This window comes from Pseudoalteromonas arabiensis (assembly GCF_001550155.1).
GTDB classification, from domain to species: Bacteria; Pseudomonadota; Gammaproteobacteria; order Enterobacterales; family Alteromonadaceae; genus Pseudoalteromonas; species Pseudoalteromonas arabiensis.
The window spans coordinates 565841-580015 of record NZ_LRUF01000024.1 but is presented as its reverse complement, the minus strand read 5'-3'; the positions used below and the strand labels follow the sequence as shown (position 1 = coordinate 580015).

Annotated in this window: 11 protein-coding genes and 3 tRNA genes; 6 read left to right on the top strand and 8 right to left on the bottom strand. The window is 40.8% G+C overall.

Annotated elements, in window-relative coordinates; translation table 11 throughout:
- Positions 1-96 precede the first annotated feature (96 nt).
- The 3 genes from PAARA_RS15875 to PAARA_RS15865 all read left to right on the top strand — a co-directional run bounded on the left by PAARA_RS15875 (position 97) and on the right by PAARA_RS15865 (position 537).
- Positions 97-172 (top strand) — tRNA-Val (locus PAARA_RS15875).
- 113 nt (positions 173-285) lie between these two features.
- Positions 286-361, top strand: a tRNA-Val gene (locus PAARA_RS15870).
- A 100-nt stretch (positions 362-461) separates the two neighbouring features.
- Positions 462-537, top strand: a tRNA-Val gene (locus PAARA_RS15865).
- Positions 538-600: 63 nt separating this feature from the next.
- Here the strand turns inward: PAARA_RS15865 and PAARA_RS15860 are convergent.
- Positions 601-861, bottom strand: a complete 261-nt coding sequence (locus PAARA_RS15860) for a hypothetical protein (RefSeq protein WP_062569969.1) — start codon at positions 859-861, stop codon at positions 601-603.
- A 271-nt stretch (positions 862-1132) separates the two neighbouring features.
- Between PAARA_RS15860 and PAARA_RS15855 the strand changes: the two genes are divergently transcribed.
- The 3 genes from PAARA_RS15855 to PAARA_RS15845 all read left to right on the top strand — a co-directional run bounded on the left by PAARA_RS15855 (position 1133) and on the right by PAARA_RS15845 (position 6101).
- On the top strand, positions 1133-2767 hold the full coding sequence (locus tag PAARA_RS15855; RefSeq protein ID WP_062569968.1) for a tetratricopeptide repeat-containing response regulator: 1635 nt from the start codon (positions 1133-1135) through the stop codon (positions 2765-2767).
- A 23-nt stretch (positions 2768-2790) separates the two neighbouring features.
- A complete protein-coding gene (locus tag PAARA_RS15850; RefSeq protein WP_062569967.1) occupies positions 2791-4155 on the top strand; it encodes an ABC transporter substrate-binding protein in 1365 nt (454 codons plus the stop codon).
- Positions 4156-4229: 74 nt separating this feature from the next.
- A complete protein-coding gene (locus tag PAARA_RS15845) occupies positions 4230-6101 on the top strand; it encodes an ATP-binding protein (protein WP_167346347.1) in 1872 nt (623 codons plus the stop codon).
- On the opposite strand, the gene msrB is transcribed toward PAARA_RS15845, so the two are convergent.
- The 7 genes from msrB to PAARA_RS15810 all read right to left on the bottom strand — a co-directional run bounded on the left by msrB (position 6098) and on the right by PAARA_RS15810 (position 14163).
- Positions 6098-6541, bottom strand: coding sequence for a peptide-methionine (R)-S-oxide reductase MsrB (gene msrB, locus PAARA_RS15840; RefSeq protein ID WP_062569965.1), 444 nt, complete (start codon positions 6539-6541; stop codon positions 6098-6100). The genes PAARA_RS15845 and msrB overlap by 4 nt on opposite strands.
- 64 nt (positions 6542-6605) lie before the next feature.
- The gene (locus tag PAARA_RS15835) at positions 6606-7049 is read right to left on the bottom strand and encodes a hypothetical protein (protein WP_062569964.1); all 444 of its coding nucleotides are present in this window, start codon (positions 7047-7049) and stop codon (positions 6606-6608) included.
- A 1-nt stretch (position 7050) separates the two neighbouring features.
- Positions 7051-7542, bottom strand: coding sequence for a DUF2919 domain-containing protein (locus PAARA_RS15830; RefSeq protein WP_062569963.1), 492 nt, complete (start codon positions 7540-7542; stop codon positions 7051-7053).
- The gene (locus tag PAARA_RS15825) at positions 7542-7886 is read right to left on the bottom strand and encodes a DUF3392 family protein (RefSeq protein ID WP_062569962.1); all 345 of its coding nucleotides are present in this window, start codon (positions 7884-7886) and stop codon (positions 7542-7544) included. Before PAARA_RS15825 ends, PAARA_RS15830 begins: the two co-directional genes overlap by 1 nt.
- The gene (gene ligA / locus PAARA_RS15820; RefSeq protein WP_062569961.1) at positions 7879-9900 is read right to left on the bottom strand and encodes an NAD-dependent DNA ligase LigA; all 2022 of its coding nucleotides are present in this window, start codon (positions 9898-9900) and stop codon (positions 7879-7881) included. The genes PAARA_RS15825 and ligA overlap by 8 nt, the downstream gene beginning before the upstream one ends.
- An 84-nt stretch (positions 9901-9984) precedes the next feature.
- Positions 9985-10725 (bottom strand): cell division protein ZipA, encoded by a 741-nt coding sequence (zipA, locus tag PAARA_RS15815; RefSeq protein WP_062569960.1) that lies wholly within the window; start codon positions 10723-10725, stop codon positions 9985-9987.
- A gap of 36 nt (positions 10726-10761) precedes the next feature.
- Positions 10762-14163 (bottom strand): chromosome segregation SMC family protein, encoded by a 3402-nt coding sequence (locus PAARA_RS15810; protein WP_062569959.1) that lies wholly within the window; start codon positions 14161-14163, stop codon positions 10762-10764.
- Between the last annotated feature and the right edge of the window lie 12 nt (positions 14164-14175).

Genomic DNA, 14175 nt, shown 5'->3' with positions numbered 1-14175 from the left:
AGCATCGCCCTTACAAGGCGAGGGTCACTGGTTCAAGTCCAGTACGACCCACCATTAAATATACTTAGTGGTGTTCTCATTTAGATTAATCTTCGCGGGTCGTTAGCTCAGTTGGGAGAGCATCGCCCTTACAAGGCGAGGGTCACTGGTTCAAGTCCAGTACGACCCACCATTTACTTTTTGAAGAAAAGAGCATCGCAACTCTTTACAACGGAAAGGCTCGGTGGTTAAGTTCAGTAAACCCCACCATTATCAAATAATGGAATGCGAAGAAAAAGATTATATGGGTCGTTAGCTCAGTTGGGAGAGCATCGCCCTTACAAGGCGAGGGTCACTGGTTCAAGTCCAGTACGACCCACCATTACTTTTTAAAGAAAAGAGCATCGCAACTCTTTACAACGAAAAGGCTCGGTGGTTAAGTTCAGTAAGACCAACCATTTAATCTTCAAAAATTTATATGTGGGTCGTTAGCTCAGTTGGGAGAGCATCGCCCTTACAAGGCGAGGGTCACTGGTTCAAGTCCAGTACGACCCACCACATATAACACTTCATTTAATACTTTCTTGTTTTGTTTCTAAATAAAAAAAGCATCGCCATTTTTTACAAAGCACAGGCTCGATGGTTTAAGTCCAGTAAGACCCACCACATATAAATACTTTCTTTAAAGACTTCATTTTTATCTCTAGCTTCAAAAGCATCGCCACTCTTTACAAAGCACAGGCTCGATAGTTCAAGTCCAGTACAACCCATCACATATAACACTTCATTTAATACTTTCTTGTTTTGTTTATAAATTAAAAAAGCATCGCCACTCTTTACAAAGCACAGGCTCGATGGTTTAAGTCCAGTAAGACCCACCACATATAAATACTTTCTTTAAAGACTTCATTTTTATCTCTAGCTTCAAAAGCATCGCCACTCTTTACAAAACACAGGCTCAATGGTTTAAGTCCAGTAAGACCTAACACATATAAATATTTAACAGCTTTTCAATACCTGAAATTTAAATACTCAATTAAGCCATTATTTAGCATGAATTATCAGTCCTAATTATACTAAACCTGCAAATTGCCTTGTCAGCAGCTAGACTGTTTATTATAGTCACCTTTAATATCACTCGGTCGCAAGTCGAATGCCTACAAAGATTTTTTCGAAAGCTAAAATATTAATAGTGGAAGAGCAGCCGCTAGCTCAAAGCTATATGAAACAATCTCTTGAAGGGTTAGGTTTTCGTCAACTTCGCTTTGCTGAACACGCAATAGCTGCCAAGGAGCAATGCCAAGTTGAACAGTTTGATTTAATTGTTTGCTCATTTAATTTAAGCAAACACCAAGATGGTTATCAGCTCTATGAAGAGCTAAAAGTAAAACGTTATATTAAAAGTTCAACTGGGTTTATTTTTATCTCAGCAGAGACAAGCGGCTCATTAGTTCATAGTGTATTAGAACTACAGCCCGATGACTTTCTTGTTAAACCATACACAATTTATGAACTCAAAAACCGTATCGAAAAAGTACTCATGCGTAAATACCATTTACAGCGTGTGTACCAACTAATTGATGACGATAACGACTCTAAAGCAATTAAGCACATAGACGAGCTATTACAAAATAAGAGTAATACTTATAGTGCTATTCTGTTACGGTTAAAGGGTAATGCCCTACTCCGCTTAAAGCGTAATGAAGATGCAAAAGCTTTCTTCAAGTCAGTACTCAATATTCAAAAATTTACATGGGCTAAAGTTGGCTTAGTTGAAGCGCTTATCGCGAATAACGAACATATTCTCGCTCAGCGTATGCTCAAAACGATGTTACAACGCAATGAAACTCGCTTAGTCGCACTTGATTTGCTTGGTCGCTTAGAGGTTAAACTAAACCAATTTGACGAGGCTCAAGCTTTCTTCAGTCAGGCTGTTAATATTGCTCCCCGTAATATTTCTCGCCAAAAAGCACTCAGTCACGTTTCCTTACTTAATCATGATTATGAGAAAAATTACCTAACACAAAAAGACATTGCCAATTACGCAAAACACTCTATTCATGATCACCCTGATATTTATTTAAATGCCGCACGCGCAGGCATCGACTTTGCGCTTACCACAGATCAAAGCGATCAAGTTAATCGTATCTCAAGGCAAACTAATCAATATTTAAATGATTTAAAACAGCAGTTTCCGAACAGTAATAACCAAACTCAAATTGATGTTTTAAATGCACGATTACACTACTTAAAAGATGAACATCAAAAAGCAAAAGCACTAATTGAACAGCTTGATGAAAGTGATACGCAAATTCGCTCTGTCGACGGAGCACTTGATAAAGCAAAAGCTTTTCACGAACTTGGCTTTCATAACAAAGCGCAAATGCTTTTTAATCAAATAATTACTCATTGCGAGCGACACCCATCTGTCAGCGATCCTGTTTATGTACGCTATATTCAACAGCAACAAACAGAGCGTCGCGACATCAAAATGGGTCCAAAAGAGTTAAACAATCACGCTGTTTCGCATTTTAATAAAGGTCAGCTCAATGTTGCACTCGAAGCATTTACACAAGCTTTTAGAGTCATGCCTAAAAATGCCAGCATTGCGCTAAATCTATTACAGTGTTTATTTGATAACAATGGACAAGGTCAATCCTTCAACCTTGTACTTGCCAAAAAATGCTACCGCTTGTTGAGTAAGCACACGCTTGAAGATGAGCAAGCCGCGCGTTTTGAAAAAATAAAAGCCCGTGCAGCAAAAATGAACCTACAGCTTACTGATTAAAAACTGATTTACTGGGGCTTCTTTTGAAAACGTATTTAAAACACTTTCTTTTTTTAATCATTTTACTGGGCGGTATTAATACGAGTGCCTCATCAGAGCTGCAACACTGGCAACAAGCAAAGATCAATTGGCAAAGTGAAGCTGGTAGCCATATAAATATATTAGCTGATGAGCAGCCTGCTTTTATGGCTTTAAAGCCATATATTCCTCTATTCGAGAAGCTAACTGGTATTTCTGTCGGCTTTCACCCACTTGAACAATCTCAAATGCGTATTAGACGCCACCAAGATTTAAGTGAAGGACTTGGTTTATATGATGTTCACCCAATGGGAATTACTTTTTTAGGTGAAGCACAAAGTAATGGCTGGATTGAGCCCTTAGCACCTTATTTAGAAAATCCACTCATTACCGATAAAAGTTGGTATCAATTAGAGGATATTAGTGAACGAAGTCTTGCGCTCTGTCGCATTAATGGCGCATTGTATTCACTTCCTTTTGATTTTTCTGCGCCAATCTATTTTTATCGAAAAGACTTATTTACGCGTTTCAATCTTAAAGTCCCCGATACGTATGCAGAACTATTAAAAACAAAAGTAGCATTACAACGCGCTATTGATACTGACCCGCAATTAAAGGGCATGCACGCATTTGCCTCTCGCACCTTGCCTGGTGCAGGGTTAAACACATGGACTATTTTACCCATTATGCGCGCTTACGGTGCACAGGTTATTAATGAACATGGGGAATCTGAGTTTGATAGCCCTGAAACAGAAGATGCCTTAAAGATGTATCGCAATCTAGTAACTGGCTATGGCACACCAGACAATAGCCGGCTTTTACATTTTTATGAGTTGCGAAACCAGTTTAAGCAAGGAAAGCTCGCATCCGCTTTTTTAGCCTCACATTTCTATAATGAAATTGATACAGCGGAAGAATCCGATATTTGGAATAAATGGGAAGCGGCCCCATTACCAGCTGGCCCTGTTGCACGAGAAACCTCTCCTTGGGCTTGGGCGTTTACAATTAATGCTCATTCAAATAATAAAACAGCTGCGTGGTTATTCATTCAATGGGCGACAAGTGAACAAACCGCTTCATTATTAAGTACTGGCGGCTCACCTCCGCGAAAAAAAGTATGGCAAGAAAAACTGTTCACTCTTGTCAATAAACCTGGCTTTAATAACGCTATGCTATGGGTATTTGATCACGCCACACCAGATCGCTTACAAGCGGGCATGGTTGAATTTCCGGTTATCGGAAAAGTCATTTCATATACATTTAGTCAAATCTTTTATGGTGCAGATATTAAAGAATCAATAAAAACCACCCATACTAAAATTAACGTCGATATGAAGCAGTTAACGTCAAATAGAGCGGTTCAACAATGAGGGTCAGTATTGCTCATAAAATTTTGATGATTATAGGTTTTACCATCACCCTAATTTTGGGGGTGAGCACTTCTATGCATGTAGTTGAATTAAAAGAACAGACGTTACTAAACATGAGTGAGAAAGCCGATGCGATCGTTTCACCTATGCTGTCAGAAATCGACAATTTAACAACCGATAACACCATTGGCAGTTGGGTTTTAAAAATTCAGGGGATCACGTTAAAGAACATCTTAAAAAACAATACATTCGATGACCTAGAAACTATATATTTTATTGATCAGAATAACTTTATTGCAGCGCATCCTGACACATCTAAAATTGATACGCTAGAAACAAACCAAATAATACTTAAGCAACTTAATCCAAATCAAAATACCATTGCGTCTTTAGATCAACAATATGCCGTCGCAGTCCCCATTGATAACCATCAAGGTGAAAATATAGGTTACGTTATTGTGACTTTTTCAGACAAAGACTTGGCTCTAAAAACAAAATCAATCATTAGTAACGCAATCTCTTTATTTGCAATTTACCTACTCGCCGCAATGATCATTGCCTATATCATCATCAGGCGAATTATCTTACAACCTGTAGAACAACTTGTAGAGTTTTCTCATGCTGTAACCACAGGTGATTTAAACTGCCCTATCAATATTAAAAGCCAAGATGAAATTGGTACCCTCGCAAGTGGCTTTAAGATGATGCGAGCAGCGGTAAGACAGCAAATCAACAGCATGCATGAACAACATAGTCAATTAGAAGAAACCATCGCTAAGCGCACACAAGAGTATATTGATGCGAAGGAGCAAGCTGAACAATCTAATCAAGCCAAAAGTCGCTTTTTAGCAAACATGTCACATGAGTTAAGAACACCACTCAACGCGGTGCTTGGGTTTAGCCAGTTACTGCAAGATAGCGAAACAGACAAAAATAAGCGTCGCTACCTAGAAGCAATATCAATTTCAGGTAGTTCATTACTCAATGTACTTAATGATATTCTTGATTTGTCAAAAATTGATGCTGGAAAAATGCAACTTGATATAGATCGCGTCGAGATCCCGACTATCTGTCATGAATTAAACATGATGTTTTTGCAATTAAGTGCCCAAAAAGATCTCGACTTCAAAGTGACAGCTCACCCGGGCTTCAAAACACCGGTATTACTTGATAGCAATAAAGTACGCCAAGTACTGACAAACTTAATCAGTAATGCAATAAAGTTTACCTCACAAGGGCGTGTAGATGTGTATTTCGATTTTAAGCCTCATGATGATGAAAGTCATATAGATATTGCTATTCATGTTAAAGACACGGGTAAAGGTATTCCTAAAGATCAGCAAGATTTAATCTTTAATGACTTTGAACAAGTGCAGGGGCAGCGCAGTTCAGAGTTCGGCGGAACAGGCCTTGGATTAGCAATTTCACTGCGTTTTATTAAACTAATGGGTGGCGATTTATCGGTGCTAAGCGAAAAAGATAAAGGCAGTGAATTTATTGTATCAATTCCTAATATTGAGCTTGCAGAATCAATGGCTGAGGTAGAGCATCGCAACTACCCTGCTCTCTCCAGCTACCACTTTAATCCTGCGCGTATTTTAATTGTCGACGATATCCCCTACAACAGAGATTATTTAGAGTCATTTTTATCACGTTGGAGTTTTACTATCGATACCGCGATAAATGGAGAAGACGCGCTTAAAAAAATAGAACAACAGCAACCGGACTTGATAATCATGGATTTAAAAATGCCGGTAATGGGTGGACTTGAAGCATGTCAGTTAATTCGAAGTGACGACCGTTTTAAACACATTCCAATTATCGCAGTAACTGCATCCTCGTTAAAAGATGAAAAGGCACAATCGAATATTCTAACTGACTATATAATCAGTAAACCAATATACCGAGAGCACCTTATTTTTATTATTGCACAGTACTTGGATTAGTCGCATTTTTTCATGGCAACAGCATTCATACAATAACGTAGACCGCTCGGTGCTGGGCCATCAGGAAAAACATGACCTAAATGCGCATCGCACACATTACAAATCGCTTCAATACGTTGCATTGCGTGGCTGTTATCCGCAATATAGGCAATACTTTCTATGCTGCTTGGTTGCGTAAATGAAGGCCAACCAGTGCCACTGTCAAACTTTTCATCTGCGTCAAACAGCAAATTACCACAGCATACACAAGCGTATTTGCCAGGTTCGAATAAAGTACATGAATCGGAGCTATGTGGGCGCTCTGTTCCTTTTAAACGCGTAACATAAAAAGTATGCTCATCTAACTGTGACTGCCACTCAGAGGAGCTCTTTTCGACTCTGCGCGGCGGAGTGGGATTACCAGTTTGTGCGAACGCTAAAATATCTTGCCAAGTTAACATAAGGCCTCCTCAATATTTAAAGTATGCCAAGACACTACATCAAAAAGCTAAGGCTCGGCAAGCCTTAAGATGTTATTGTAATTTTCTGCCGTTCACGCGCTGATAAAATGATATGAAGGTGTGAAATTATCTCAGCTTTAGAGACACTCAGTACCGCATGCAACCGTTGTGAATTAATGTCTTCGATAACAATACTGCCCTCACCGACACTGATTGTTTTGATTTGCCCTATTAACACAAATTCGGCTTTACGTTTAAAATCAAATAACCCTGCTAGGCTTATTAAAGCAAGCTGATTAACATCTCGCTTAATTAACTCTTCAACTGGGTTTCTGTTTTTAAATAAAGGAGTAACTCGGTACAAAGCAGAGCTTGTAATCACACACCAAAAAATAACAAACAATGAAAAAACAGCACTATGCCACAGTGGTGTGACAAGCCATAAAAGCAGTAAAACGAGCGCAATTGCCACTGAAATTTTAGCTAATAGCTTATTAACACGAAGCATTTTATTCTCCTTTTTTAATAATTGGATCAGGCCAATCATTAAAAAATACGCTGAGGTAACGACTTTTCAGTAAGTACAACAACACCCATAATACAATTACCATTTGACACGCTAGAAACAATGAAAATTGATAATGACTATGCGCTGCTTGATATGTAAGCCAGCCTAAATCAATGATTGCACATAAAATTAATGGCCAACGCATAAAACGCCATATGCTCGCCAGTCGCTTTGCGCTATCAGGGTTGTCTTGTGGTCGTCTTAAACAAAATATAACAGCAGGTAATAAAGCAATGGCGGCAATACCGATAGAAAAAAAGAAATCAGACTTACTGTTAAAAAATAACGACATAATATCTAAATCAGGGCGGCGACTCAGCGCCGCCATAAGCCAAATAAAGTAACTGCGTAAAAGTACTAATAGAGATAAATGAAAAGCTATAGGCGTTCTATATGCTCCGTATTTATCCCAATATTCAGGCCCATAACGCATTACAGTTGATTCTTCCTATCAGCGATAATACCCAATACTAAAAAGGCAGCTGTGAGTGTCAAAGCCAACCATTTTACACCCAACAGCATAAGCAGCTTGCTCAAGTAAGGGGTAATAAATACAACCAATAACCCCATACCGAACCCAGTGACTAACACAAAACACAGAATACGTATAATGAAGTGACGACGTGCCACAAAACGCTTTGTTATTTTAATGATATCGTCCGCATAGAGAGATAAAAAACAAACCACTAACAATAACGAAATATTATATAAGTGAGGCTGCAACCAATGACCTAGAGTTAATGCAAGCGACGACATTGCCTGTAAAAAGCTATCCATTGTGTTCACCTAGTAATGCGATTAAGTCGGCTTCAGTTAAAATATCAATTCCTAAATCTTGTGCTTTAGTCAGTTTAGAACCGGCTTTCTCACCAGCAATTAACGCATCTGTTTTTGCTGAAACACTTCCCGATACTTTTGCACCTAATGCCTGTAAACGCGCTTTTGCGTCATTACGGTTAAGTTCACTTAGCGTACCTGTTAGTACATAAGTCAACCCTGCTAATGGCTGCGCATCTTCACTTGGGGCGCTCAGTGCAGGCCAATGAATGCCCTGCTCTATAAGCGCATTAACAACGTCCATGTTATGCTCTTCACTGAAGAAACCACGTACATGTTTGGCAACAATCTCACCAACATCACTGACTTCAGTCAATGCATCAACGCTTGCTTGAGTTATTTTTTCTAGGGTTAAAAAGTGGTTTGCTAAGTTTTGTGCCGTCGCCTCACCCACTTCGCGAATACCTAATGAATATAGAAACTTGGCTAACGTTGTTTGCTTAGCGTCTTGCAATGCGTTGACTAAATTCTTAGCAGACTTAGGTCCCATACGCTCAAGTGATTCAAAATGACCCTGCTTAAGGATAAATAAATCAGCAGGCGTTTTAATCAGTTCACGGTCAACTAACTGGTCAACAATTTTGTCACCTAAGCCATCGACATCAAGCGCTTTACGTGACGCAAAATGCTTAATTGCTTGCTTACGCTGCGCTTGGCAAACTAAACCCCCCGTACAGCGAGCTACCGCTTCGCCTTCAATGCGCTCCACATGCGAATCACAAATTGGGCAAGTAGCTGGAAATTCAATCTCTTTGGCATCGTCAGGGCGGCGCTCAAGTACAACCTGCGTTATTTGTGGAATAACATCACCTGCACGGCGAATAATCACGGTGTCGCCAATTTTAACGCCCAATCGGGCAATTTCGTCACCGTTATGTAAGGTTGCGTTAGACACAGTGACGCCGCCGACAAAAACGGGCTCCAAACGAGCAACTGGGGTAATTGCACCGGTACGGCCTACTTGAAACTCAACATCGAGCAGTTTAGTTACTTCTTCTTGGGCAGGAAATTTAAACGCAATTGCCCAGCGTGGTGCACGTGCAACAAAGCCTAAACGCTCTTGTAGTTTTTTATCGTTTACTTTGATCACCACGCCGTCAATTTCGTATTTTAAGTGTTCGCGACGAACTAAAATATCTTGATAATAGTCGAGCGCGGCCTGTTGACCTTCAACCAGCTTTGTTTCAGGGCAAAGTGGTAAGCCCCAATCCGTCAACTTAGCAAGTTGTTGGTAATGATCTTCCGGTAACTGACCATCAGCAACCAAACCTGTGCTGTAGGCATAGAACATTAATGGGCGTTTTGCTGTTACTTTAGAATCTAGTTGGCGTAAGCTTCCTGCCGCAGCATTACGTGGGTTAACAAATACTTTTTCACCACGCTTTTGAGCTTCAGTATTAAGCTTTATAAACCCAGCGGTATCCATAAATACTTCACCGCGAACCTCAAGCTCTGCAGGAATATCATCACCACGTAACTTAAGCGGCACGTTTCGAATCGTTTTTACGTTCTGGGTAATATTTTCACCGACCATGCCATCGCCGCGAGTGGCTGCTTGGACAAGCACGCCATTGCGATAAATAATTGATACGGCTAAACCATCAAGTTTTGGCTCACAACAAAATGTCAGCTCATTATGATTCATAACACGTTCTTTAATTCGGCGATTAAAGGCTGCAAATTCTTCTTCAGAAAACGCGTTATCAAGTGACAACATAGGTACTCGGTGCGTTACTTGCTCAAATTTATCAAGTGCTGTACCACCCACCTTCTGAGTAGGTGAATCAGGACTTTGAAATTCTGGATTCGCTTGCTCAAGCGCACTTAGCTCTCGCATCAAACGGTCGTATTCTGCATCAGGAATACTGGGTGCATCCAGCACATAGTAATTATGGTTATGCTCTTCTAACTGGGCACGTAATTGAGTAATTTGCTCAAAGATAGGGCTGGACATGAAAACCTCAAAAATCTACATAAAAAAGCCACTTAAACGAGTCATCGCCAAGTGGCCTAAAATACAATAAATGTGCAACGACTATTATGCTGAAAAGCTTCTTACTTTCTCAACATATTCCCTCACACTGTCAACCGTCATTTCTTCACGGTTGCTATTTAAAATAGTTGCACCAAATTCATCGGCAAGTTTCTTTGCCGCACTGTGTAACATATTAAAGGCACTCAAGCCGTCCCCTTCACAAGGTAAGGTCATAAATAAACTTACCCCTGCGGTACTAAATTGTTCCATATTATCAATATCGAATGTACCAGGGTTATACATATTCACTAATCGGAACAACACAGGCCCCGTACCCGCAGGGTCTAAGTGACGATTAAAGAAGCCTTCTTCTGAATATTTGAAGCCAAGCATATTAACAGCAGGTAGCAATTGGCTGCCTTCCATCGATAAACCTTCAGGCATTTGCAAGTGAACAATAATAAAGTCTGTTGGTTGCACTTCTTGCTGCGGCTCATCAGTAACGGATTCAGCCTCTAATGGCTGCTCTTCTACGACTGGTTGCTGCTCCATTTCAGGCTCAAGTTCGCGTAACTCAGTCTCAGCACTAAAGCTTAAATCACCAAATTCAGGTTCATCGCGTTCTTGCACAACAGGCTCAGGTTTATCCGCTACACTTTGCGTCGTTTCGTTAGGTTCTACCCGATCTTGTTGCGTAACCTCTGGATTGTCTTTTTTCCGTACAGACCAAAGTCCGTGTATTAATAAACCACCAATCACAAACACACTGATTACGATTAAAGCCCATCTTAATTCTTCGGCCATCCCCTCACCTTTATTATTTGATCTGCCTAACTAAATTTATGCATGTGCCATTTGCACTGCTTGTTCAATATCTACAGCAACCATCCGCGAAACACCGGGTTCAGCCATAGTTACACCCGTCAATCTACCTGCCATTTCCATGGCAATCTTATTATGACTGATATAAATAAATTGCACCGATTGTGACATCTCTTCTACCAAACGGCAAAAACGCCCCACGTTCGCATCATCCAATGGCGCATCCACTTCATCTAGCATACAGAATGGAGCTGGATTGAGCCTGAATATTGAAAACACCAATGATAATGCGGTCAGCGCTTTTTCTCCACCACTAAGCAGGTGAATTGTCGAATTTTTCTTGCCTGGAGGCCTTGCCATGATGCTTACCCCACTTTCAAGTAGATCATCACTGGTCAATTCAAGGTAAGCACTACCGCCACCAAACACTTTCGGGAACAACTCCCCAAAGTCTGTATTTACTTGTTCAAAGGTCGCCTTGAAACGATTTTTTGTTTCTCGGTCGATTTTTTGAATCGCCCCTTCAAGGGTATTTAATGCTTGCGTTAAATCATCAAGTTGCTGATTTAAATAATCGCTGCGCTGTTTAGCCTGCTCAAACTCATCAATTGCCGCTAAGTTCACCGCGCCAAGCTCATTTAACGCTTGCGTGGTTTTTGTAAGCAAAGTTTGCATGCTATTTAAATTGGCATTGTCAGGCAGTTCTTCAAGTACTGTTTTTAAATTTTGTTGCAGTTCTTCAAGTGGCTCTAAAGCCGCCTGCGCTTTAACGATTAAACTTTGTTCATCCAGTGCCAATGCTTGCAGCTGCTCTTGTAACGTCACCAACTCAGATTGCGATGATTTCAGCGCTGTTTGCTTATCAGCAAGCTCCTTTTTAGCTTGACTCAATGCCGCTTGCAAGTTTTTCAGCTCAACGTCACTTTGTTGATGCTTTTCAAGCAATAGCATAATTTGCTCTGCTACCTCTTCAAGCGGTATCACTAACTCTTCTAGCTGCTCGTTGAGTTCTAATACGGCTTCACTGGCAGCATTTTGCGCTGCATTAGCGTGTTGTAATTTAGTTTCACTCAGTTGACACTCACTGCGAGCTTTTTGTTCGGCCAAATTTGCTTGATGTGCCTGCGTTTTATATTGCTCTAACAGAGAAGCCACTTGGCGATAGTTGTTATTTGCCTCAGCTTGTTGGTGTTTTGCTTGCTCTAACTCAGTTTCAAGTTCTAATTGCTGCTCTAACAATTGTTCAAGTAAACACTGCTGAGTTTGTTGCTGTTCGTCGGCATTTTGCTTTTGCTCAGCCAGTAACGTTTGACGCTGTTGTAACTTAACAAGCTGGTTTTGCCACTGCGTTTGCTGCTCTAGCAACATATCTCGTCGAGTACTGGCCGATGCAATCTGCTGAGCCGCTTGGTGAATTCGTTCTCTGTATTGCTCTTTGTCGGCGATAAGTGTTTTCTTACGTTCCAAATGCTCATTTAGCAATTGCTGCTTAGTTTCTAATTGCTCGTTGAGCTCTTCATCTAACTGCTGTGCATCACTGAGCTGAGCATGCTTTAAAAGCAAAGAATTGTCAGCGTCTTTATTGGCATCAGTATGAAAGTTACGACCATGCATACAGCCTTGTTCATCAATCACTGCCAGCCAATATGGATCCGATAAAATAGCGTCATCAAAACGGGACTGAAATGCAAACCGTGCTAATAAATCAGGGAAAGCACCCGATTCGATGTAATTTGCTAATGACTCTTTTGGTAACTCAGCACTATTAGTTACAGGCCAAACACTGTTAGGCTCTTTATGCTGACTAACCTTTAAGTGCTCAAGGCCAAGTAGGGCTTGCTCAACTAGCGGCTCAAAGCCAGAAGCCACTTTTAACTGTGCTAATAAAGAGACACTCTCGCTGTTGGTTTGCTCTGATAACAAAGAATTAAGTGCCGCAATGCTGGCTCTATTTTCATTACTGTGCTGTTGAACCCGCTTTAAATCCTGCTCTAAGTGCTGTTGCTCTTTATCCGCGTGTTCTAGATTTTGAGTGAGCTTATTTAGCGCACTTTGTTGCTGCGCAAGCTCCTTCGTCAGTGTTTGAATTTGCTGTTGTTGCTCAGCAATTTGCGCTGCAACTGGGGTGGCTTCAAGCTCACTAATTTCAGCAGTGAGTTGTGCTTGTTGAGATTCAAGTTGCGCAACAGTCTGCGCAAAGTGAGCCTGTTGACTCTTGGCGATAGTAATATCACTGCTATGAGCTTGGTTTTTCTGTAAGGTGCTTTGATATTGCTCATTAGCACTTTGTGTTTGTTGCTGCCTAAAAGCGACTTGTTCTTCAACCTCTGTAACTTGCTCAGCGCACAACAAACTTTGCTCAATCGCTTCTTGTAGCTGCTCTTGTAAAATGGCGGCAGAAGCGTGTTGCTCTTCTTGCAGCTCTTTATTTTGTAACTGCAATTGTTGCTGTTTGATAAGGTTTTGGCTAAGTGTTTGCTGTTGCTGCTTTAAACTGATCTGTTGCTGCTCTTTGCGGGTTAACTCAGTATGAGTTTGATGCTGAGCCTGCTGAGCGTCTTGCAGTTTTTGCTGCTCAAGTTGCACCTGATTTTCAAGGCTTGCTAAAACATCATCATGGCCAGAATGCGCTTCTCTAAAGAACTGAATTTGCTCTTTAAGTTTGTTGATTTGCTCAGCTTTATCGATTTGTTGTTGGTGTAACTTCTGCCACTTTAAAACCGCAATTTGCCCTTTTAAGGTGCGCTCAGTGGCTTTTAATTCTCGGTATTTTTTTGCATCGACTGATTGCACTGCAAGCTTATCGAGCTGTGTTTGCAACTCTTGCCTTACATCAAGCAATCGCTCAAGGTTTTCGCGGGTGCTTTTAATGCGGGTTTGCGTTTCACGACGACGCTCTTTGTATTTCGAAACCCCCGCAGCTTCTTCTAAAAACACACGTAAATCCGCCGGTTTACTCTCAATTAAACGCGAGATCATGCCCTGCTCAATAATCGCATAGCTGCGCGGGCCAAGACCTGTGCCTAAAAAGATATCGGTAATATCACGCTTACGGCATTTACTGCCATTTAGAAAATAAATTGATTGACCATCTCGGGTCACTAAGCGCTTGATCGCCACTTGGTTTCGATCAGCAAAGGTATTCGGTAAATGGCCACTGGTGTTATCAAACACCAACTCAACAGAGGCTTGTGAAATAGGTTTTCGATTAGTTGAGCCGTTAAAAATAACATCGGTCATGGCATCGCCACGTAAGTTTTTAGCTGAGCTTTCACCTAGCACCCAACGCACTGCATCAATGACATTTGATTTGCCACAGCCGTTCGGGCCGACAACACATGTCATCTGATCAGGGAATGGGATCTTAGTGGGTTCAACAAACGATTTGAAACCCGCTAATTTTATGGTGCTTAAACGCATCTAATTGTTTTA

Bases quoted from the DNA above. Each gene is read 5' to 3' on its own strand.
- msrB (WP_062569965.1), bottom strand. From the start codon at position 6,541: ATGTTAACTTGGCAAGATATTTTAGCGTTCGCACAAACTGGTAATCCC.
- ligA (WP_062569961.1), bottom strand. From the start codon at position 9,900: ATGTCCAGCCCTATCTTTGAGCAAATTACTCAATTACGTGCCCAGTTA.
- PAARA_RS15810 (WP_062569959.1), bottom strand. From the start codon at position 14,163: ATGCGTTTAAGCACCATAAAATTAGCGGGTTTCAAATCGTTTGTTGAA.
- PAARA_RS15835 (WP_062569964.1), bottom strand. From the start codon at position 7,049: ATGCTTCGTGTTAATAAGCTATTAGCTAAAATTTCAGTGGCAATTGCG.
- PAARA_RS15825 (WP_062569962.1), bottom strand. From the start codon at position 7,886: ATGGATAGCTTTTTACAGGCAATGTCGTCGCTTGCATTAACTCTAGGT.
- PAARA_RS15845 (WP_167346347.1), top strand. From the start codon at position 4,230: ATGCATGTAGTTGAATTAAAAGAACAGACGTTACTAAACATGAGTGAG.
- zipA (WP_062569960.1), bottom strand. From the start codon at position 10,725: ATGGCCGAAGAATTAAGATGGGCTTTAATCGTAATCAGTGTGTTTGTG.
- PAARA_RS15830 (WP_062569963.1), bottom strand. From the start codon at position 7,542: ATGCGTTATGGGCCTGAATATTGGGATAAATACGGAGCATATAGAACG.
- PAARA_RS15855 (WP_062569968.1), top strand. From the start codon at position 1,133: ATGCCTACAAAGATTTTTTCGAAAGCTAAAATATTAATAGTGGAAGAG.